Annotated in this window: 20 protein-coding genes; 4 read left to right on the plus strand and 16 right to left on the minus strand. The window is 67.0% G+C overall.

Annotation, left to right across the window (positions count from 1 at the left end; translation table 11 throughout):
• The 4 genes from VJV41_RS04435 to rimP all read right to left on the minus strand — a co-directional run.
• Positions 1-280, minus strand: a 280-nt coding sequence (locus tag VJV41_RS04435; RefSeq protein ID WP_325331504.1) for a translation initiation factor IF-2 N-terminal domain-containing protein, incomplete at its 3' end; no start/stop codon positions are given.
• Positions 281-347: 67 nt separating this feature from the next.
• Positions 348-728, minus strand: a complete 381-nt coding sequence (locus VJV41_RS04440; protein WP_325331506.1) for a YlxR family protein — start codon at positions 726-728, stop codon at positions 348-350.
• 47 nt (positions 729-775) lie between these two features.
• A complete protein-coding gene (gene nusA / locus VJV41_RS04445) occupies positions 776-1,819 on the minus strand; it encodes a transcription termination factor NusA (RefSeq protein ID WP_325331508.1) in 1,044 nt (347 codons plus the stop codon).
• Positions 1,816-2,349 (minus strand): ribosome maturation factor RimP, encoded by a 534-nt coding sequence (gene rimP, locus VJV41_RS04450; protein WP_325331509.1) that lies wholly within the window; start codon positions 2,347-2,349, stop codon positions 1,816-1,818. The genes nusA and rimP overlap by 4 nt, the downstream gene beginning before the upstream one ends.
• A 133-nt stretch (positions 2,350-2,482) precedes the next feature.
• Here rimP and VJV41_RS04455 point away from each other — a divergent pair, with 133 nt between their 5' ends.
• Together VJV41_RS04455 and VJV41_RS04460 are read left to right on the plus strand one after the other, a co-directional pair.
• The gene (locus VJV41_RS04455; protein ID WP_325331510.1) at positions 2,483-2,992 is read left to right on the plus strand and encodes a hypothetical protein; all 510 of its coding nucleotides are present in this window, start codon (positions 2,483-2,485) and stop codon (positions 2,990-2,992) included.
• Positions 2,989-3,540, plus strand: a complete 552-nt coding sequence (locus VJV41_RS04460) for a ferritin-like domain-containing protein (protein ID WP_325331512.1) — start codon at positions 2,989-2,991, stop codon at positions 3,538-3,540. The genes VJV41_RS04455 and VJV41_RS04460 overlap by 4 nt, the downstream gene beginning before the upstream one ends.
• Before the next feature lie 7 nt (positions 3,541-3,547).
• Here the strand turns inward: VJV41_RS04460 and VJV41_RS04465 are convergent, their stop codons facing one another.
• From VJV41_RS04465 to mqo, 11 genes are all read right to left on the minus strand, one after another.
• Positions 3,548-5,290 (minus strand): proline--tRNA ligase, encoded by a 1,743-nt coding sequence (locus VJV41_RS04465; RefSeq protein WP_325331514.1) that lies wholly within the window; start codon positions 5,288-5,290, stop codon positions 3,548-3,550.
• Positions 5,291-5,314: 24 nt separating this feature from the next.
• Positions 5,315-5,983, minus strand: coding sequence for a VOC family protein (locus VJV41_RS04470; protein ID WP_325331788.1), 669 nt, complete (start codon positions 5,981-5,983; stop codon positions 5,315-5,317).
• A gap of 5 nt (positions 5,984-5,988) precedes the next feature.
• Positions 5,989-7,029: an ABC transporter permease gene (locus tag VJV41_RS04475; protein WP_325331516.1), complete on the minus strand. Its 1,041-nt coding sequence runs from the start codon at positions 7,027-7,029 to the stop codon at positions 5,989-5,991.
• On the minus strand, positions 7,030-8,535 hold the full coding sequence (locus tag VJV41_RS04480) for an MFS transporter (RefSeq protein ID WP_325331518.1): 1,506 nt from the start codon (positions 8,533-8,535) through the stop codon (positions 7,030-7,032).
• A gap of 86 nt (positions 8,536-8,621) precedes the next feature.
• On the minus strand, positions 8,622-10,214 hold the full coding sequence (locus VJV41_RS04485) for an MFS transporter (protein WP_325331520.1): 1,593 nt from the start codon (positions 10,212-10,214) through the stop codon (positions 8,622-8,624).
• A gap of 33 nt (positions 10,215-10,247) precedes the next feature.
• Positions 10,248-11,447, minus strand: a complete 1,200-nt coding sequence (gene cobA / locus VJV41_RS04490) for a uroporphyrinogen-III C-methyltransferase (RefSeq protein ID WP_325331522.1) — start codon at positions 11,445-11,447, stop codon at positions 10,248-10,250.
• On the minus strand, positions 11,444-12,811 hold the full coding sequence (locus VJV41_RS04495; RefSeq protein ID WP_325331524.1) for a cobyrinate a,c-diamide synthase: 1,368 nt from the start codon (positions 12,809-12,811) through the stop codon (positions 11,444-11,446). The genes cobA and VJV41_RS04495 overlap by 4 nt, the downstream gene beginning before the upstream one ends.
• An 84-nt stretch (positions 12,812-12,895) precedes the next feature.
• Positions 12,896-13,510 (minus strand): cob(I)yrinic acid a,c-diamide adenosyltransferase, encoded by a 615-nt coding sequence (gene cobO, locus VJV41_RS04500; RefSeq protein WP_325331526.1) that lies wholly within the window; start codon positions 13,508-13,510, stop codon positions 12,896-12,898.
• Between the two features lie 11 nt (positions 13,511-13,521).
• The gene (locus VJV41_RS04505; RefSeq protein WP_414684883.1) at positions 13,522-15,351 is read right to left on the minus strand and encodes a magnesium chelatase subunit D family protein; all 1,830 of its coding nucleotides are present in this window, start codon (positions 15,349-15,351) and stop codon (positions 13,522-13,524) included.
• 5 nt (positions 15,352-15,356) lie between these two features.
• The gene (locus VJV41_RS04510) at positions 15,357-15,830 is read right to left on the minus strand and encodes a GNAT family N-acetyltransferase (RefSeq protein WP_325331530.1); all 474 of its coding nucleotides are present in this window, start codon (positions 15,828-15,830) and stop codon (positions 15,357-15,359) included.
• The gene (gene mqo, locus VJV41_RS04515; protein ID WP_325331532.1) at positions 15,827-17,401 is read right to left on the minus strand and encodes a malate dehydrogenase (quinone); all 1,575 of its coding nucleotides are present in this window, start codon (positions 17,399-17,401) and stop codon (positions 15,827-15,829) included. Before mqo ends, VJV41_RS04510 begins: the two co-directional genes overlap by 4 nt.
• Positions 17,402-17,521: 120 nt before the next feature.
• Here mqo and VJV41_RS04520 point away from each other — a divergent pair, with 120 nt between their 5' ends.
• Together VJV41_RS04520 and mtr are read left to right on the plus strand one after the other, a co-directional pair.
• Complete coding sequence (locus VJV41_RS04520; protein ID WP_325331534.1) at positions 17,522-18,568, plus strand: alpha/beta hydrolase; 1,047 nt, start codon at positions 17,522-17,524, stop codon at positions 18,566-18,568.
• A 3-nt stretch (positions 18,569-18,571) separates the two neighbouring features.
• Positions 18,572-19,987 (plus strand): mycothione reductase, encoded by a 1,416-nt coding sequence (gene mtr / locus VJV41_RS04525; RefSeq protein ID WP_325331536.1) that lies wholly within the window; start codon positions 18,572-18,574, stop codon positions 19,985-19,987.
• A gap of 92 nt (positions 19,988-20,079) precedes the next feature.
• Here the strand turns inward: mtr and VJV41_RS04530 are convergent, their stop codons facing one another.
• The gene (locus VJV41_RS04530) at positions 20,080-21,180 is read right to left on the minus strand and encodes a HoxN/HupN/NixA family nickel/cobalt transporter (RefSeq protein ID WP_325331538.1); all 1,101 of its coding nucleotides are present in this window, start codon (positions 21,178-21,180) and stop codon (positions 20,080-20,082) included.
• Positions 21,181-21,200: the final 20 nt, after the last annotated feature.

Here is a 21,200-nt window from a genome sequence, read left to right on the forward strand (position 1 = left end):
GTGCTTCCACCGGTGCTGCTGGCTTCGGGGCCGGCGCCTTCTCGGGCGCCGGCTTGGTCGCGGCGACCTTGGCTGGGGAGCCGTTCCCCTCGGCCTTGACCTTCGCCGCGGCGGACTTTCCACCGCCGAATGACTCGCGCAGCCGGCGCGCGACGGGGGCCTCCACTGTGGAGGACGCTGATTTGACGAATTCGCCCTGTTCGCTAAGCCGGGCGAGTACTTCCTTGCTGGTTACACCGAGTTCCTTCGCCAACTCGTGTACGCGGGCCTTACCTGCCACTACATCTCCATCTCTAGAGGCGTCAGCGGTGGTAGGCGCCGCGCCTCGGGTTAGCTATGACGCATGGTCATCGGGACTTCACGGTGTGCTCATGTTCTTCGCTACCTGTTCTCTCGCCGGGTGAGTCAGACACTTCAAATGCGCTGAAGTGCTCGATCACCGCGGTTGTGTCCGGTGAACCGGTGATGCGCAGCGCTCGTGCGAACGCTCGCCGTCGGATTGCTGCGTCTAGGCACTGCGGATCGGGATGCAGCCATGCACCCCGCCCCGGCAGTTTTCTCGCTGGGTCAACGGTCACGGCGTGTTCGCCATTCCCGTCGACGGCGACTACTCGAAGCAGTTCGACGGCCAGCTCTCGCTTCCGGCAGCCGACGCACGTCCGCACCGGTTCACCCGAGGGGGCGATGGCGCTTCGTTGCGTCCGAGCCGAAGTCTCGCGCTGGATCACAGCTGAGTCTACCGTCCCCGTGCTTGCGAACAGAAACGGCAGCGCTGCTAGCGGTCGCGAACCGCCCCGTGGGCCGCTCCAGGGTCCCGAGGGGAATCGGCTGCTGGCGCCGCATCGCTGCGTATATCGATCCGCCAGCCGGTGAGCCTGGCTGCCAGCCGGGCGTTCTGGCCCTCCTTACCGATCGCCAGCGACAGCTGGAAATCGGGGACGACGACGCGCGCTGCGCGGGCGGACTCGTCTATGACGCTGACCGACACCACCTTGGCCGGCGACAGTGCGTTGGCGACGAACCGGGCCGGGTCCTCGTCGTAGTCGATGATGTCGATCTTCTCGCCCGACAGCTCGCTCATCACGTTGCGCACGCGCTGTCCCATCGGGCCGATACAGGCGCCCTTGGCGTTGAGGCCGGGCACCCGCGAAGTGACCGCGATCTTGGAGCGATGGCCCGCCTCCCGGGCGACTGCGACGATCTCTACGGAACCGTCGGCGATTTCGGGGACCTCCAATGAGAACAGCTTGCGCACAAGGTTGGGATGGGTACGCGACAGCGTGATCAGCGGCTCGCGAGCGCCGCGGGTAACGCCGACGACGTAGCACCGCAACCGGTCGCCGTGTTCATAGCGCTCACCCGGAACCTGCTCCGCGGCGGGAATGACGCCCTCGGATCCCTTGGTCTCGCTGCCCATCCGGACGACAACCAGGCCGCGGGCGTTCGCGCGCGCGTCGCGTTGAATGACACCGGCGGCGATATCGCCCTCACGCGCGGAGAACTCGCCGTAATTCTTCTCGTTCTCGGCGTCGCGCAGCCGTTGCAGGATCACCTGTCGCGCCGTCGTCGCCGCGATGCGACCGAAACCCTCTGGGGTGTCGTCCCATTCGTGGATGACATTGCCGTCGTCGTCTGTCTCACGCGCAATCACCTTGACGACGCCGGTCTTGCGGTCGATATCGATGTGAGCGTCGGCCTCGTGCCCTTCGGTGTGGCGGTAGGCGGTAAGCAGTGCCGATTTGATCGTGTCGACCACGACGTCGACCGAGATGCCTTTGTCAGCCTCGATGGCATGCAACGCCGCCATGTCGATGTTCACGCTGAAGCCTCCTTCCCAGATTGGCCGGCGAGCTCCAACTCACGCTGATTTGGAGGCGAAAACTCAACCTGGACAACAGCTTTGGTAATGCCCTCCATCGGTAGTTCGCGAACCGAGAAGTTGGATCGTCCGCCTTCACGCACGACCAGTCGCACTGTGCCGTCACGTGTTTCGCCCAGGCGACCGGTCAGTTGAGAGCCGTCGGACAACGTGAGTTCCACTTTGCGGCCGCGAGCGCGCCGGTAGTGCTTTTCGGCGGTCAGCGGCCGATCGACGCCAGGAGAAGTGACCTCGAGGACGAAGGGCGCGGTGTCGATGCGGTCCAGCACTTCGGACGCCGACCGCGACAGCGCGGCGATCGAGTCAAGGTCCAGGCCTTCGTCGCCGTCGGCAACCACGGTGATGCGGGGTGGGCGCGCGGCGGTGTCGATCACGACGTCGTCGATTTCATAGCCCGCGCGCGCGAACTCACCGTCGAGTAGCTCGATCATCTGCTTCTGCGACGGTAATCCCGCAGACCGCTCCGTCACGGCGAGCTCCTCATCTTGAATTGTCCGGACACGATTCCCCGCTACGCAACTTGGAACCGACCATCAACGATACGCCAGGGCCGCCGCGTCAAGCCGCAAATGCGCGGCGGCGAGCGGCGAGCGCGATGGCAAGATGTTGCTCGTGCCGAGCTCCCTACCGACTGTCAGCCGACGACGCGTGCTGTTCGGGGCGGCAACACTGGCACTGCTGGGCAGCACCGCCACTGCGTGCAAGTCCACACCACAGCCGGCGGACGTCGACGAGCTCGCCGCGCAGCTCGACCGCGCACGGAGCGACAGTCAACTGGCTTCCGACGCCGCGCCGGCCGCGCCGCCGCCCGTCGTACAGGCTTTGACCGCCGTTTCATCGGAGCGGTCCAAACATGCGCAGGCGCTGTCCGACGAGCTGGTGCGAATGGTGGGCAAGGACGCACCGACGGCGACACCGACCAGCACCACGGCGCAGCCGGTGAAGCCGCCTACCGTGCAGGACGTGATTGGTGCGCTGCGCGAGTCCGCGGACAGCGCGGCACAATTGGCGGCCAAACAGTCCGGCTATCGCGCTGGGCTGCTCGGCTCGATCGCGGCCTCCTGCACCGCGGCCTACACCGTCGCGTTGGTGCCGCCGGGAGCCGCGCAATGACCTCCCCGCAGCCGACGCCGTCGACCACGACCACCACCACGACGACCACGACCACCGCCACGACCACGACCGCGTCGTCACGCGCCGCCGAGCCGACCAGCCCGTCACGGCCGCAGGACGGTGCGAACGGCGCCCTGTTCGACGCGATCGCGACGGAGCACGCGACCATCTACGGCTACGGCCTGGTGTCGGCGCATTCAACGCCCGACGTCAACGACTTGGTTTCGGCGGCAATGGCCGAGCACCGGGAACGTCGTGAGGCAGCGATCGAGATGCTCGACTCCCGGTCCGTCGATGCGCCGCTGCCTGCGGCCGGTTATCAATCGCCCATCGAAGTCGACAACCCGACCGATGCTGCCAATCTGGCGGTGCGGATGGAAGAGGACGCCGCCGTGGCGTGGCGCGCGGTCGTCGAGCAGGCCACCGACGCGCAGGACCGGGCATTCGCGGTCACGGCGTTGACGCAGTGCGCGGTCGCTGCGGCGCGATGGAGCCGCGTGCTCGGCGTCACGCCGATCACCGTCGCCTTCCCGGGCGGAAGCGAATAACCGCGAGCTAGGCGGTGACCGCCGCGGAGATGTCTGCTGCCGCGTTGTCGACGGCGATTTCGCGTGTATCGCCGGTGAACCGGTTGCGCAGCTCGACGATGCCGTCGGCCCAGCCACGGCCCACCACGACGATCCACGGCACGCCCAGCAGCTCGGCATCCTTGAACTTCACGCCCGGCGAGGCCTGCCGGTCGTCGAGGAGCACGTCGATGCCGCGCCGGTCCAGGTCCGCGGCTAGTTCCGAGGCGCCGGCGCGGGCCGCGCTGTCCTTGTTCGCGATCACGATGTGCGCGTCGAAGGGCGACACCGACGAGGGCCATCGCAACCCCAGCTCGTCGAGATGCTGTTCGGCGATCACGGCGACCAGCCGCGACACCCCGATGCCGTAGGAGCCCATCGTCAGCCGCACCGGCTTACCGTCCTCGCCGAGTACATCGACCTCGAACGCATCGGTGTACTTGCGGCCGAGCTGGAAGATGTGGCCCACCTCGATGCCGCGCGCCGAGACCAGCGGACCCGCCCCGTCCGGCGACTGATCGCCGTCGCGGACTTCGGCCGCCTCGATGGTCCCGTCGGCCATGAAATCGCGACCGGCGACCAGGCCCACCACATGCTTGCCCGGCTCGTCAGCACCCGTGATCCACGACGTGCCGTCCACTACCCGCGGATCGACCAGGTAGCGAACACCGTTGGCCAGCAACGCTTTCGGACCGATGTAGCCCTTGGTCAAGAACCTGTGCTTGGCGAAGTCCGACTCGTCGAGGAGGGCGTACTCGGCGGGATCCAACGCCGCGCCGAGCCGTTTCTCGTCGACCTCACGGTCGCCGGGCACACCGACGGCCAGCAATTCCCAGTCGCCGCCTGGCCGGCGCACCTTGAGTACCACGTTCTTCAACGTGTCGGCCGCGGTGACCTCGCGGTCCAACGCGTTATTGGCCCACTCGACCAGCGTCGCGATCGTCGGCGTTCCGGGAGTGTCGTACACCTTGGCCTCGGGCTGGCCTTCAATCGGTAGCGCCTGGGGCACCGCGGTGACGACGGCCTCGACGTTGGCCGCATAGCCGGATTCCACACAACGCACGAACGTGTCCTCGCCGATCTCGCTTTCAGCCAGGAACTCCTCCGACGCGCTGCCGCCCATCGCCCCGGACACCGCCGACACGATGACGTAGCGGACCCCCAGCCTGGAAAAGATCCGCTGGTAGGCGTCGCGATGCGCCTGATACTGCGCACTCAGCCCCTCGTCGTCGACGTCGAACGAGTACGAGTCCTTCATGATGAACTCGCGGCCACGCAGGATGCCCGCACGCGGGCGGGCCTCGTCGCGGTACTTGGTCTGGATTTGGTACAGCAACACCGGGAAGTCCTTGTACGAGTTGTACTCCCCCTTGACCGTCAGCGCGAACAGCTCTTCGTGCGTCGGCCCCAGCAAGTAGTCGTTCTTGCGACGATCCTGCAGGCGGAATACTCCGTCGCCATATTCGGTCCAGCGGTTCGTCGTCTCGTACGGAGCGCGTGGCAGCAACGCCGGAAACAGAATCTCTTGCCCGCCAATGGCATTCATCTCGTCGCGGACCACGCGTTCGATCTTGCGCAGCACCCGCAGCCCCAGCGGCAGCCAGCTATAGAGCCCGGGCCCGATCGGGCGGATGTAGCCGGCCCGGATGAGCAGCTTGTGGCTGGGCACCTCCGCATCGGCCGGGTCGTCGCGCAGTGTGCGCAGAAACAGCTCGGACATGCGGGTGATCACAGCCGACAACCTTAAAGCGTGCCCTCAGTCGCGGCCTTGCCAGGTACATATGCAGGCCTCGTTGCCTTCAGGATCGGCCAGCACCCAGAAGGCCGGCGCCGCGTCGTCAGAGAGCAATCGGCCGCCCGCCGCGATCGCCGCGTCGACCCGGGCGCTGGCCGCGTCGTGTGGCACGTCGACGTCGAGGTGGACGCGATTGCGTTGCGGCCGTGGGGCGTCCATCTGCTGAAACCAGATAGCAGGACCGCGCCCGGCCGGGTCGACAAGAGCTGCCGCCAGCGCGGACCCCGGCTCGTCGACGTATCCGGTGATCGCCTTCCAGAACGGCCGCACGGCGCTGATGTCCAGTGCATCGATCGCAATCTCCAGCGCCTGCACCGTGCCCGGCGCCGGCCGCAGGCCCCGCGCCACCAGCGCGCCGGACACCTCGTGCGCGAGCCGGACATCGCGGCCCGTCACGCCGCCGACGTCTGACTGCAGCCGCAGCACGGCCCGGTCGGCACGGATGTCGACGGTCAAATGTCCCTGTCCATCGGCACCAACCGCAGAAACGGCCACCGACGCCGCCTCGCTGCCCTCGCCCAGCGAGGCGACCGCTACTTCGGTGTAGATCGCACCCAGTACAAGCCGCCAGCCCACCGGATCGATCGCGTCGGAGATCTGCTGACGCGACGGTCGCGCGTCGTCATCCAATGCCGTCACCCCGCAGGCGCCCTTTCGCGATGCATGATCGCAGACGCCGCCAGCGTCAACAGCAGACCGCCGATCACCCAGGCCGCCAGCACCACGATCGAGTGGGTGACGCCGTGGCCGTCGAAGTACACGATGCGTCGGACCGCCTCGGTGCCCGCGCCAGTGGGCAGATAGCTTCCGATCGCCCGCCAGAACGTCGGCAACAGCTGCGACTGGTACGCGCCGCCCGCAGACGGGTTGCCGAGGATGACGAAGATGATGACCGTCAACCCGATGCCGATCACCCCGAACAGCGTCTGCAACGCGATCGTCACCGTCGCCGCGGCAAGCGACACCAACACGCCCACCGCGGCGACTGGCCAGAAGTGGCCACCCAGCGCATGCAGCACCGGCTCGGCGATGACTGCACCGCCGAACCCGGAGGCCACTGCGTACGGCACTGTGGCGCCGAGCCGCCACAGCGCGCGCGGAAAGGTCGATGGCCGTGAGCCTTTCGCGACCCCCAGCATGGCTGCGAACAGATAGCCGCCGACCGCCCAGCCGACGACGAGATAGAAGCCGCTCAACCCGCGCGCGTCGCCGGACTGCAACGGGACGATGTCGTCGATCGTCACCGTGCGGTGTTGCTTCTGCGCCGCCTTGGTGGCAAGCTCCTCGACCGCAGTAGCCACCGCTGTCCCCCCACCGGAAGCGACGACAAGCGTGTCCTGCGTCCCCGACGGATTCACGACGTATGCCGCCGACCTCTCGCCGGTGCGTACCGCGTTGCGGGCAGCGTTCTCGTCGGTAGAGGTTTCGGCCGCCACCGGTTGGCCCGCGACCGCGTTGAGGTTGTCCACGACCTGCTGGGCGATCTGCGGGGGCGCAACCACCGTGACCGGGATGCGGTGTGGCGCAGGGGCGTGGAAGGCGCCGATGTAGGACAGGATGAAACCGAACTGCAGAAGCAGCACGCCCACGCCGAGGAGCAGCGTTCGCGGCGCGATCGCATCGCGGAACCGGTCCTGCAGCGTTTCCGGCGCTTCGGGCGCCTCGTGCCTGTTCATCTACAGCTCGCCGGCCTCGACCGCCTCGCGGGTGTGCTGCGCCGTGGCGATCTGGCGAGCCGAGAAGCCGATCCAGAACGCGGCAACGCCGACGATCACCGCGATGCCCGCGACCCACAGCAGTGAGTACGTGTATCCGTGCCCCAACGCATCCAGCTGAGCCGGCGTCATGTCCTTCACCGGTCCGGTGGTGCCGCGCAGATACAGGGTGCGGGACGTCTGCACTGCCTGGACGACGACGAGCACAACCGGGCCGCCGAGGTTGTACACCATCAGCGTGATCGCCGACACCGGGCCGATCTCTTTCGGGCCGACCTCCGCCACCGCGCACAGCGGCAGGATCACCGCGATCATGCCAATCCCGAAGCCGCCCACGACGATCGGCATAAACAGGTCCGGGAAGTAGGGGATGCTGCGAGTCAGCGTCGAGCCGTACAGCATGGCACCCCATACCAGCACGCCGCCGCCGATGATCAGCCAACGCGGCGCAACGTGCGGCGCCAGCCGCGCTGCCAACGCGCTGCCGAGCGCAAACGCGACCGCGAACGGAATGAAGCTGATGCCGGCCCGTAGTGCGGAATAACCGAGAACGTCCTGCACAAGCAGCCCGATCATCACACTCAGGGTCAACATCACACCACCGGCCAGGAAAAGCGATACGAACGTCATCACCCGGTTGCGGTTGTCGAACACCGAAAACGGCACCAGCGGGTTGGCAGCGGTGCGCTCGACGAACAGGAAGGCGACGAAGAACACGACCGCAGCAGCGCCGGCGCCGAACACCCACGGGTCGACCCAGCCGCGCGGCGGGCCCTGGGTGAACACCAACACCGCCGCCGTGCAGCCCAGCGTCGCCAGAAGCGCCCCGGTGATGTCGAGCTTCAGCCGCTCGTGATGGGTTTCGCGGACCCGATAGACCGCGATCACGATGATCACGATGCCGATCGGGACGTTGATCAGAAACGCCAGCCGCCACGAGATGACGGTCAGTGCGCCGCCGAGGACGAGCCCCATCACCGAGCCGATGCCCTGCATGGCGACCGAGACCGCCATCGCGCGGTTTCGGGCGTGCCCGACGGCGTACGTCGTCGCGATGAGCGCCAGGCCGGTGGGCGCGGCCACCGCGGCGCCGGTGCCCTGCACCGCGCGAGCGACGATCAGCGTGATGCCGTCGGTGGCCAATCCACACACCAGTGAGGCGATCGTGAACACCCCGACGCCGGACAGAAACGCCCGCTTATGCCCGATCGCATCGCCGATGCGGCCCCCCAACAGCAACAATCCGCCGAACGTCAGCACGTATGCGGTGATGACCCAGCTCTTGGCCGCGTCGGAGAGGTCCAGCTCGGCCTGTATCCGCGGCAGCGCGACGATGACGATGGTGCCGTCGAGCGTCGACATCAGCTGCATGCCGGTGATCGCGACGATCGCGATGCCCAGCACGGAGGACGACAGCGACGTGGCGACGCGGTCGGCCGACCCTCCCGAACCTCGCGCGGCAGCCATGGCTTGCCAGCCTACCGAGGCGTCAGGACGCTAGAGCTCGCTCCGGCTCGATGTCGAGCTAAAGCTCGCTCCGGCTCGATGTCGAGCTAAAGCTCTCCGGCATCGATCGCGTCTTTGACTTCCTGCGCATGTGCGACCTGCTCCGAGGTGTAGCCGATGAACAGTGCCGCCCCGCCGACGATGACGGCGACCGCGGCGACCCACAACAGGCCGTACGTATAGCCCTGATCGAGGGCGTGCAACTGTGCGCTGTCCATGTTCTTCACCGGGCCGGTGGTACCGCCCAGGTACAGCGTGCGCGACGTGATGACTGCCTGAATGATGGCCAGCACGACGGGGCCGCCGAGGTTCTGCAGCATCAACGCGATCGCCGATACAGGGCCGATCTGGTCGAAGCCGACGCCGGCGATCGCCGACACGGTCAACGGAACGACGATCATGCCGATACCGAAGCCGCCGACGGTGATCGGGATGACCAGGTTCGGGAAGTACGGGATGTTGGCGTCCAGCGTCGAGCCGTAGATCATCGCGGCGAGCACCAGTACACCGCCGGCGATCACCAGGATCCGCGGCGGGAACAGCGACACCAGATGCGAGGACAACCCGAGGCCGATGCCGAGCGCGATGACGAACGGGATGAAGCCGATCCCTGCGCGTAATGCCGTGTAGCCCATGATGTCCTGGACGTACAGGCCGATCAGCACCGTCAACGTGAACATCACGCCGCCGGCCAGGAAGACCGCCGCGAATGTGGCCACCCGGTTGCGATCCTTGAACAAGTCGAATGGCATGACGGGATTGTCGGCAGTGCGCTCGACGAAGAGGAACGCGAACAGGAACACCACGGCGGCGATGCCCGACGCGATCGTGATCGGCGAGAGCCAGCCCTGCTCCGGGCCCATGGAGAAGCCGAAAACGGCCGCGGTGCAGCCGAGGGTGGCCAGGATGGCGCCCGTGGCGTCCAGCTTCAGTCGCTCGCGGTGGGTTTCCCGCAGCGTCGTGCGCGCGAGGTAGATCATCAGCAGGCCGATCGGCACGTTCACCAGGAACGCCCACCGCCACGACACCTCGGTCAGCGCGCCGCCGACGACCAGGCCCATCACTGAGCCGATGCCGGTCATGGCGGCGAACACGGCCGTCGCGGCGTTTCGTGCCGGGCCCTTGGGGAACGTCGTCGCAATCAGCGCCAGACCCGTCGGCGACGCGATCGCGGATCCCACGCCCTGCAGCAGCCGGGCGGTGACCAGCGTGGTCTCGTCCCACGCGATGCCACACAGGATCGAAGCGATGGTGAACAGCGCGACGCCGACGATGAAGGTGCGCTTGCGGCCGATGGTGTCGCCTAGACGCCCACCGAGCAGCATCAGCCCGCCGAACGTCAGAACGTAGGCGGTGATGACCCAGCTACGCCCAGCATCGGACAGGCTCAGCTCGTCCTGAATCTTAGGAAGCGCAACGATCGCGACGGTGCTGTCCATGGTGGCGAGCAGCTGCATACCGCCGATCGCGACGACCGCGGCAAAGAAGCGCCACGACGGCAACCAGGCCGGGGACCTGCCAGTTCGCTCCGGTGCAGTGTGTTCCCTACCTGCCGGGAAGTGCGCGGGTAGCGCCCGGTTTGCCCCGCCCTCGGCATCGCGATGCATCGCTGCGCGCTCTGCATCATTGAGAGCCGTCATAGCGGGTTACCTTACAGTAATCTTAAGAATCCTTTAACCGCCGAAAGCCGCGACGGCCCCGACCACGATGATCGCCGGAGGTCGAATACCGTCTTCGCGGATCCGTTCCGGCGCGTCGGACAGCGTTGCGCGCAACGTCCGTTGAGCCGTCGTGGTGCCGTGCTGGACCACCAGAACCGGCGTATCCGCAGGTCGGCCGCCTTCAAGCAAGACCTTGGTGAACAGCTCGATGCGCTCGACGGCCATCAGCAACACGATCGTGCCCGACATCGCGGCCAGCGCATTCCAATTGACTAACGATTCGGGGTGATCGGGCGCAACATGGCCGCTGACCACCACGAACTCATGCGTGACGGCCCGATGGGTGACCGGAACACCGGCCAATGCGGGCACGGCTATGGCACTCGTCACACCCGGCACGACTGTCACGGGAATCCCAGCGTCGGTACACGCCAGCACCTCTTCGTAGCCGCGCGCGAAGACGAACGGATCGCCGCCCTTGAGCCGCACGACGAACTTGCCTTCCTTGGCGCGCTCGATGAGGACCTCGTTGATCGCGTCCTGGGCCATGGCCCGGCCGTAGGGGATCTTCGCGGCGTCGATGACCTCGACCTGGGGCGGCAGCTCGGCAAGAAGTTCCGGCGGCGCCAGCCGGTCGGCGACGACGACATCGGCGTGTGCCAGCAGCCGCCTGCCCCGCACGGTGATCAGCTCAGGGTCACCGGGGCCTCCGCCCACCAGCGCTACCCCGCCGTGAAGAACACCGGGGGCCTCTGCGGTGATCAGCCCCTGTTGCAAGGCCTCGTGGATGGCCGACCGGATTGCTGCCGACCGCCGATGGTCACCACCGGCAAGGACACCGACGGACAGGCCCTCGTATTCGAACGAGGCGGGTGTGACGGCGGTGCCCTCACGGGCGACGTCTGCGCGCACGCAGAAGATGTGCCGGCGGTCGGCTTCCGCAACGACGGCGGCGTTGACGTCCGGATCGTCGGTGGCCGCGATCGCATACCAGGCGCCGTCGAGATCACCGCTCCGGAACTCCCTGAGTGTCAAGGTGATTCCGGTCATGCCTTCCACTGCCGGTGTCGCGGACCGCGTGATGACGTGCACATCGGCTCCGTTGGCGATCAACAGCGGCAGTCGGCGCTGAGCCACGGTGCCGCCGCCGACGACGACGACCTTCTTGCCGGCCAGGCGCAGGCCGACGAGGTAGGCGTTCTCGGAACTCACCCGGCGAGCTTAGAGGTTGCCGCCGCGGCCACGAAGCGGGTCATCGCTTGCGGGTGTGCGGCCGGGTGGGTGTGTAGATACGACGCATGCATGCCGCCGTGTACGGCACCGTCCCTGACGCTGTCGACATCGCGTCCCCGGTAGACCCAAGCGGGCGGGTAGCTGTCGCTGAACGAGACTGTGGTGCGGTGGAATTCATGGCCCATGGTGCGGTCGCCGATGCTGTACAGCGAGGAGTCAGCCACCGCGACGGCCTCTCGGTAGCCCAGTGTGAGCCGGTCGGTGAATCGCGCCGAGCCGGCCAGCACGCCGCACATCGGGTTGCCGTCGAGCTCGTCCACGAGATACGTCAACCCCGCGCATTCGGCGTGCACGGGCGCACCGGCGCCAGCCAGCTCGCGGATCTGCTGGCGCACAAGATCGTTGGCGGACAGCTCGCCGCCGAACTGCTCGGGAAACCCGCCAGGCAGCACCAGGGCGCCGGTGTGTGCTGGCAGCGGATCGGTCAACGGGTCGAACTCGACGACGTCGGCTCCTGCCGCCCGCAACATCTCGCCGTGTTCGGTGTAGCCGAAACTGAACGCCTTTCCCGCCGCCAGGGCGACGGTGACCTGTGCGCCGACGGGTGCGGTGACGGCAGGATCCCATGGGGCGTCCGTCACATGGCTGGAGGCGACGGCGGCCAATCCGACGAGGTCGACGTGACGGCCGATCAGGGCGGTCATCGCCTCGACGGCAGCTGTCGCCTGCTTTCCATGTTCTACAGCGGTGACCAGGCCGAGATGGCGTGAGGGAACGGATAATTCGTCGGATCGCGGAATAGCGCCGAACACCGCAACCCCGGCATGCTCGCACGCCTGCCGCAGCACGTCCTCGTGCCGCGGTGAGCCGACGCGGTTGAGGATCACTCCGGCGAGGCGCACCGAGGAGTCGAACGTCGAAAAGCCGTGCAGGAGTGCGGCGATGCTGTGGCTCTGACCGCGGGCGTCGACGACGAGGACGACCGGCGCACCGAGCAGCGCTGCGACGTGGGCGGTCGACCCTTGGGCGAGGCCGGCCGTGTTCGCCTCGATGCGCCCGTCGAACAGGCCCATCACACCCTCGACGACAGCGATGTCGGCGCCCGAGCTGCCGTGCCGGTAGAGGGGGCCGATCTGCTGATCGCCTACCAGTACCGGGTCGAGATTGCGACCGGGTCTGCGCGCGGCGAGCGCGTGGTAGCCGGGGTCGATGAAGTCGGGCCCCACCTTGAACGGCGCCACCGCGCGGCCCGCTCGTCGCAGCGCGCCGATCAAACCCGTTGCCACAGTGGTCTTTCCGCTGCCCGACGCGGGAGCGGCTATGACGACGGCCGGGACGCTCACCTCAACCCCTCTTTTCGCGAGCAGACGCAAAGTGCCCCAAAATAACGGCGTGTCGGGGGCTTTTGCGTCTGCTCACGCTGGAAATCACCACTCGATGCCCTTCTGGCCCTTGCGGCCGACATCCATCGGGTGCTTGACCTTCGTCATCTCAGTCACCAGATCGGCGGCGTCGAGCAACGGCTGTGGTGCGTCGCGGCCGGTGATGACGACATGCTGCGTGCCGGGTCGCGACGCCAGAGTCGCGATCACCTCGTCGACATCGACCCATCCCCACTTCAGTGGATAAGTGAACTCGTCGAGCACATAAAAATCGTGCTGCTCGTCAGCCAAGCGCCGCTTGATCTCCGCCCACCCGTCGGCGGCGGCTGCCGCATGGTCGACGTCGCTGCCGTGCTTGCGCGACCACGACCAGCCCGCGCCCATCTTGTGCCACTCCACCGGCCCGCCGACGCCGTGTTCGTCGTGCAGCCGACCGAGTTCGCGGAATGCGGCCTCCTCGCCCACTTTCCACTTGGCACTCTTCACAAACTGAAAGACCGCAACCCTGAAACCCTGATTCCACGCCCGAAGCGCCATGCCGAACGCCGCTGTCGACTTACCCTTTCCAGCGCCGGTGTGCACCGCCAGCAGCGGGGCGTTTCGGCGGGCGCGGGTGCTGAGCCCGTCGTCGGGGACGGTGAGCGGCTGGCCCTGTGGCATCGATCCCTCCCCTATGCAGCGCTGCGTACGACGTCGGCGAGACTGTCGGCCCGCAGCTGCGCCAGCCGCACAGACGGCGCGCCGAGCTGACCGGCGAGTTGTTCGGCCAAACCCAATCGCACATGCGATGTTTCGCAGTCCACCACGACGGCAGCCGCCCCTTCGGCGACCAGCCGGGCGGCGGCCAGCCGTGTGCGGCCAAGCGGATCGGGGCCGCCGGTCGCCCGTCCGTCGGTCAGCACCACGACCAGCGTGCGACGGGCACGGTCGCGCACCTTCTCGCGCACCACCACGTCGCGTGCGGCCAGCAATCCCTGCGCCAGTGGGGTTTTGCCACCGGTATCGAAGCGCGCCAGGCGTCGGCTTGCGATGTGTACCGACGACGTCGGCGGCAGGAGCAGCTGAGCGTCCTGCTGCCGGAACGTGATGACGGCGACCTTGTCGCGTCGCTCGTATGCGTCGCGCAGCAGAGACATCGTCGCCCCACTGACCGCGGCCATCCGGTCGCGTGCGGCCATCGACCCCGAGGCGTCGACGACGAAGATCACCAAATTGCCTTCGCGGCCTTCCCGAATCGCGCCGCGCACGTCATCCGGCTGCGGGCGCGGGCGGCCCGGTCCACGCTGGCGCCCGGCGGCCGCCAGCAGTGTCCCGAACAGGTGCACGCCGTGGCCGCCCTGCATATCCTCGGTGGCCGAGACCACCTTCCCGGTGCGATTGCGTGCGCGCGACCGCCGTCCCGGCGCGCCCTCCCCCACGCCCGGCACCACCAGAGCCTTGGTGCGAAACACCGTCGACGGTGCGGCGCTTGGCCGCGTAGAAGCGCCCGAATTATGTTGTGGGACAGAGCAGTCGGACGCGGGCGCCGATTCACCGCCGCCGGGCGGGTCGGGCTCCGGGTCGGGGTCGGGGTCGGTCGCCGATTCGCTCGCCTGCGCCATCGCTTCGTCGAGCCGATCGGGGTCCAGGCCGGGGTCGTCGAACGGGTCGCGGCGACGGCGGTGCGGCAGCGCGAGCTCGGCGGCCACCCGGATGTCCTCTTCGCCCACCACATCAGCCCCGCGCCATGCGGCGTGCGCAACAGCGGTGCGCGCGACCACCAGGTCGGCGCGCATGCCGTCGACGTCGAAGGCCGCGCACAGCGCCGCAATTCGCCGTAATTCGATGTCGGGCAACGTCACTGCGGATACCGATGTCCGTGCCGCCGCGATCCGGTGCGCAAGCTCGGCGTCCGCCTCGGCATAGCGGGCGGCGAAGGCGCCGGGATCGGCCTCGAACGCCATGCGTTGGCGGATCACGTCGGCGCGGACGTCAACGTCACGCGAAGCGTGCACATCCACCGTGAGCCCGAACCGGTCCAGCAGCTGCGGCCGCAGCTCCCCCTCTTCGGGATTCATCGTGCCGATCAACACAAATCGGGCCTCGTGGTTGTGCGAAACGCCGTCGCGTTCGACGTGCACCCGACCCATCGCCGCGGCGTCCAGCAGCACGTCCACCAGGTGGTCGTGCAGCAGGTTGACCTCGTCGACGTACAGCACGCCGCCGTGGGCGCGCGCCATCAGACCGGGCGAGAACGCGTGCTCGCCGTCGCGCAGCACCTTCTGCAGATCCAGCGACCCGACGACCCGGTCCTCGGTGGCGCCGATCGGCAGCTCGACCAGATGGCCGCCGCCGCCATCCGGAATCTTGGCCAGCACCCGCGCCAGACCGCGTACCGCCGTCGACTTCGCGGTGCCCTTCTCGCCGCGAATCAGCACACCACCGATCTCCGGTCGTACCGCGCACAACAGGAGCGCCAGCCGAAGACGGTCGTGTCCGACGATGGCGCTGAATGGATAGATAGGTGTCACGACTGCTCGGTTTCGTTGCGAATCCCAGCCTTGAGCATCGGCACGTGCGGGATGCCGTCGTCAAGGAATTCCTCACCGTCGCGGACGAAGCCGTGATGGCGGTACATGTCCTCGAGGTAGGTCTGCGCATTGATGCGGCATGGATAGTCACCCACCTCGGCGAGTGCGGCCTGCAGGAGCCGGGTTGCGTGGCCATGACCACGGGCGGTGCGCTTGGTGCAGACCCGGCCGATGCGAAAACCCTTATGCCCGCCCGGATGTTCCTCCATCAGCCGCAGCGTGGAGATGACTTCCCGGCCGGATTCCTCCAGCCAGAAGTGCCGGGTTTCGGCCAGGAGGTCACGGCCGTCCAGCTCGGGATACGGGGTGGCCTGTTCGACGACGAACACCTCGACCCGCAGCTTGAGCAGCTCGTAGAGCGTCCTGGCGTCCAGATCCTTGGCCCAGCTTCGGCGTAGCGCGACCGTCATTCGGCAGTCACCGTCACGCGCTCACCGCTGCGAGCGATCTCGGCGCCGGACTGCACGGGTAGCCGTGCGGGCGGCACACCGTTGGCGGGCTTATCCAACTTCAGCACCTCCGTGCCCCACGACCACACCTCCTCGAACAGCGCCGGTTCGTTCGACAGTTCGGTGCCCAGAGACGGCACCATCTCTTTGACCTTGGGCAACCATGCCGGATAGCGATCGACGAAGCAGCGCTGCATCACGTCGAGCATCGCAGGTACGGCAGTGGAGGCGCCCGGCGAGGCACCGAGCAGCCCAGCGATGCTTCCGTCGGCGGTCGACAGCACCGCGGTGCCGAATTCGAGCACGCCGCCTTTGCCCGTGACCCGCCGAATCACCTGTACCCGCTGCCCGGCGACGACGGGCTCCCAATCGGAATCGACTGCACAGGGAGCGAATTCACGCAGTGCCTGCACTCGCTCGGATTCGGACTGCAGCACCTGGCCGATCAGGTACTTCACCAGACCGATCTGCGTAGCCCCGACCTTGAGCATCGGCGCCAGGTTGTTCGGCCTCACCGAAAGCGGCAGATCGGTGATGTTGCCCTGTTTCAAGAACTTCGGCGACCAACCCGCGAACGGCCCGAACAACAGCCACGACTTGCCGTTGATGATGCGCGCGTCGAGATGCGACGCGCCCGGATGCGGAGCACCGAGCGGCAGGATTCCGTAGACCTTGGCCCGGTGCGCGGCGGCCAACACCGGGTTCGCGGTTCGCAGAAATCGGCCGCCGATCGGGAACCCGCCGAACCCCCTGGCCTCCGGGATGCCGGCCTGCTGCAGCAGTGGCAGTGTGCCACCGCCCGCGCCCACGAATACGAACCTCGTGTTCAGCCGGCGCTTCTCTCCTGTGCGCCGGTTGGCGACGCTCAATGTCCAGCTGCCGTCGGATTGCCGGCTGAGATCGCGCACCTCGTGACCGAATAGCGTGGCCGTGCCGCGCTGTGCCGCATAGCCGATGAGCTGTCGCGACAGCGCCCCGAAGTCGACGTCGGTGCCATCCTGCGCCCAGCCCAATGCAACCGGCTCGGTGAAGTCACGCCCGGCGGCCATCAGCGGCAGCCGGCGGGTGAATTCGTCCTTGTCGTCGACAAACTCCAAAGACGCGAACAACGGATTGTCGACCAGCGCGTCGTGTCGGCGCCGAAGATAGTCAACGTTGGCTGCGCCGTGCACGAAGCTGACGTGCGGGATGGGGTTGAGGAAGCTGCGCACGTCGGGCAGCATCCCGTTCTCGACCGCATACGCCCAGAACTGCCGCGTCACCTGGAACTGCTCGTTGACGAGCACCGCTTTGCTGATGTCGATCGAACCGTCGGGCCGCTCCGGCGTGTAGTTCAGTTCGCACAGCGCCGAATGACCGGTACCGGCGTTGTTCCACGGATCGCTGCTCTCGGCGGCCGCGCCGTCGAGGCGCTCCACCAGCGTGATCGACCAGTCCGGCTCCAGCAGCCGCAGCAACGCGCCCAGGGTGGCGCTCATGATGCCCGCGCCGACCAGCACGACGTCTACCTTCTCGGCCTTCGGGTCAGACACCGAATCGTTGATCCTTCGCGGTCGCGGTCCGCTGTCACGGCTTACCGCTGTTCAGGCTATCCGCCGTGGTCTACGTCTGCGGGTCCAGGTCGGCCGCAAAGCGCGGTTAAGGTAGCTGTCGTGCCTGCATGGGAGCCCGATGTGCTGCCTGGTTACTGGCAGCACACGTTTGACCTCGGTCCGGATCCCGACGGGGAAGGTGACCTTGCCGCCACCCTGGTGCGGCGCGGCAAGCCGGACCCCTCGGCCACCCACGCCGTGCTGGTCGTGCACGGGTTCACCGACTACTTCTTCAACACCGAACTGGCCGACCACTTCGCCGGTCGCGGGTTCGCCTTCTACGCACTCGACAAGCACAAATGCGGACGCTCCTGGCGCGAGGGCCAGACTCCGCACTTCACCACGGACTTCGCCCGCTACGACACCGAACTCGAACGGGCGCTGGACGTCATCGCGGCTGACTTTGGAACTGATGCCGGCCAAGCGGCTCAGACGCCCAGCGTGCTGATCTACGGGCACTCCACCGGCGGACTGATCGTCCCGCTGTGGCTGGACCGAGTGCGGCGGCGCGGCCAGACCGCGAGGCGTCGCATCACGGGACTGGTGCTCAACAGCCCGTGGCTGGACCTGCAGGGTCCGGCGATCCTGCGCGCGGCCCCGACTCGCGCGGCCATCGGCGCGATATCGCGCGTCCGGAAGAAACGGGTTCTGCGCCCACCCACTGAGGGCGGATACGGCGCCACCTTGCACAAGGAGTACGGCGGCGAGTTCGACTACAACCTGCAGTGGAAGCCGATCGGCGGGTTTCCGGTCACGTTCGGCTGGCTGCATGCCGTGCGCCGGGCCCAGACCAGGCTGCACCGCGGGCTCGACGTCGGCGTGCCGAACCTCATCCTGCGCTCGGACCGCAGTGTGCGGGAGGTCAATGACCCCAGGGAGGTCGAAGCCATTCAGCGCGGCGACGCGGTGCTCGACGTCAAACAGATCGCCCGCTGGGCGGGGTGCATCGGCAACCGCACCACTATCGTGCCGATCGTCGACGCCAAACACGACGTTTTCTTGTCGGTGGCCGAATCCCGGCAGGCCGCCTACCGGGAACTGGACCGCTGGCTCGACTGGTATATGACCGAAACATCAGGCGCGACAACCCAATCCGAACGAGGTTAGAACATGGCGCACTTCGACATCGCGATCATCGGCACCGGTTCGGGCAACTCGATCCTGGACGAACGCTACGTCGGCAAGCACGTCGCGATCTGCGAGCAAGGCGTGTTCGGCGGCACCTGCCTGAACGTCGGCTGTATACCGACGAAGATGTTCGTCTACGCAGCCGAAGTCGCCCAAAGTGCCAGGGACTCAGCGCAATACGGGGTCGACGCGCATGTCGACGGGGTGCGGTGGAACGACATCGTCTCCCGGGTGTTCGGTCGCATCGATCCGATCGCAGTGGGCGGCGAGAACTACCGGCGCGCCTCCCCGAACGTGGAGGTGTTCGCCAGCCACACCCGGTTCAGGCCGCCGCTGTCCGACGGCCGGCACCGGTTGCGCACCGATGACGGCGACGAGTTCACGGCCGATCAGGTGGTGATCGCGGCAGGTTCCAGGGCCCTCGTCCCGGACGCGGTCTCCGAATGCGGCGTGCCCTATCACACCAGCGACACCATCATGCGCATCGACGACGTGCCGGACCACTTGATCATCATCGGCGGCGGGTTCGTGGCATGCGAGTTCGCCCATATCTTTTCGTCACTTGGCAGCCGGGTGACGCTGATGATCCGGGGCAGCACGCTGTTGCGCGGCCACGACGACGACATCACCATGCGCTTCACGGACATCGCGGGGAAGAAGTGGGAGATTCGCAGCCACCATGAGCTGGCCGATGCGCGTGCCGTGGGCGACGGCGTCGAGATACGTTGCAAAGACGGCTCGTTGTTGCGGGGAGACACGTTGTTGGTTGCGACGGGACGGGTGCCCAACGGTGACCTTCTCGACGCCGAACAAGCAGGCGTGAAGGTCAACGCGCACGGCCAGGTGGTGGTCGATGAATACCAACGCACCTCGGCGCGAGGCATTTTCGCGTTGGGCGACGTGTCGTCGGACTATCAGCTCAAGCATGTGGCCAACCACGAGGCCCGCGTTGTGAAGCACAACCTGTTGCAGGACTGGGACGACACCGACGCATTGATGCCGTCCAACCACCGATACGTGCCGTCCGCCGTGTTCACCGACCCGCAGATCGCCAGCGTCGGATTAACCGAAAACGAGGCCCGGGCAAAGGGTTTCAACATCAAGGTCAAGATCCAGGACTTCGCCGACGTCGCCTACGGATGGGCGATGGAAGACACCACCGGCATCGCGAAGATCGTCCTCGACGACGACACCGGGTTGATCCTCGGCGCGCACATCATGGGTCATCAGGCCTCGTCGCTGATTCAGCCGCTCATCCAGGCGATGGCCTTCGATCTGCCCGCACAGGAGATGGCCCGCGGCCAGTACTGGATCCACCCCGCACTACCCGAGGTGGTCGAGAACGCGTTGCTGGCGCTGTGCGACGAGCCGCCATGGCCGCCGTCCAAACGGCACTGACGTTCTTGCGCGAGCAGACGTAAAGTGTCCGAATTTCCCGGCGTGTCGGGTGATTTTGCGTTCCCCCACCTGCGGTGTGGGCCCAGCTCGCGCTAGCCGGAAACCTCCGGCGCCCAGCGCTTCTCGACTTGTCCGAGGTGCCACACCGCCAATGCGATCACCCAGGCTGCGACGAACAGCCCGACGATCATGAACCCGACGAATTCCAAATTCACCGATCCGATCGCGGCCAGCGGACCCGATTCGATCCCGAGCCGGTCGGCGACAAGGCCTGCGAGCATGATGACGCCGATGACCAGCGCGACGACGACCGACAACAACGTCACTGTCAGGTTGTAGTACACCTTGCGGACGGGCTTGAGGAACGCCCAGCCGTAAGCCCTGGACATGAAGATGCCGTCGAGCGCATCGAACAGGCTCATGCCGGCCGCAAACAGCACGGGCAGTACCAGGATGGCGTACCAGGGCAGCGTGAACGCCGCCGTTCCCGCGGCCAGCACCAGCAGCGCCACCTGAGTGGCCGTATCGAAGCCTAAACCCATGAGCAGGCCGACCGGGTAAAGGTGCCAGGGCTTGCTCACCCGGCGCATGAACCTCGCCAGTAGCCGCGCCAGGAAGCCGCGCTGCTCGAGTTGCCGTTCCAGTTCTGCCTCATCGAAATCACCGCTGCGCATCCGGCGGAACACCTTGGCGATGCCCACCGCGGCGAACAGGTTCGACAACCCGATCAGGATGAGGAAGGTTCCCGCGACGAGGGAGCCCACCAGTCCGAGCGTCTGTAACAGCGGCGAACCCTCGTCCTGCACGGGCCCGACGATCGCGCGCACGCCGATCGCCAGCAGAAACGCCAGCCCGAACACGACGCTGGAATGGCCAAGTGAGAACCAGAAACCGGCGGACAGCGAGCGTGTGCCCTCCCCGACCAGCTTGCGGGTGGTGTTGTCGATCACGGCGATATGGTCGGCGTCGAAGGCGTGCCGCACTCCGAGCAGGTAGGCGGTGACGCCCAGTCCGACGCCGAAGACGCCTGCCGACCCGAGCGTGATGTGCTGCGGCGCCACCCCGAGAACCAGCACTCCCCAGCCAAATAGGTGGAGCGCCAGGACGATACCGCCCATTGCGGCGATTGTCGTCCAGTCCGTCCGGTCGAGTCGCTTGGAAACGGTCGCTTCGGGCTGCTCGACGACAATCATGGGTCGAGCCTAAAGCGGAC

This window comes from Mycobacterium sp., assembly GCF_035274705.1.
In the GTDB taxonomy this organism is placed as follows: Bacteria; Actinomycetota; Actinomycetes; order Mycobacteriales; family Mycobacteriaceae; genus Mycobacterium.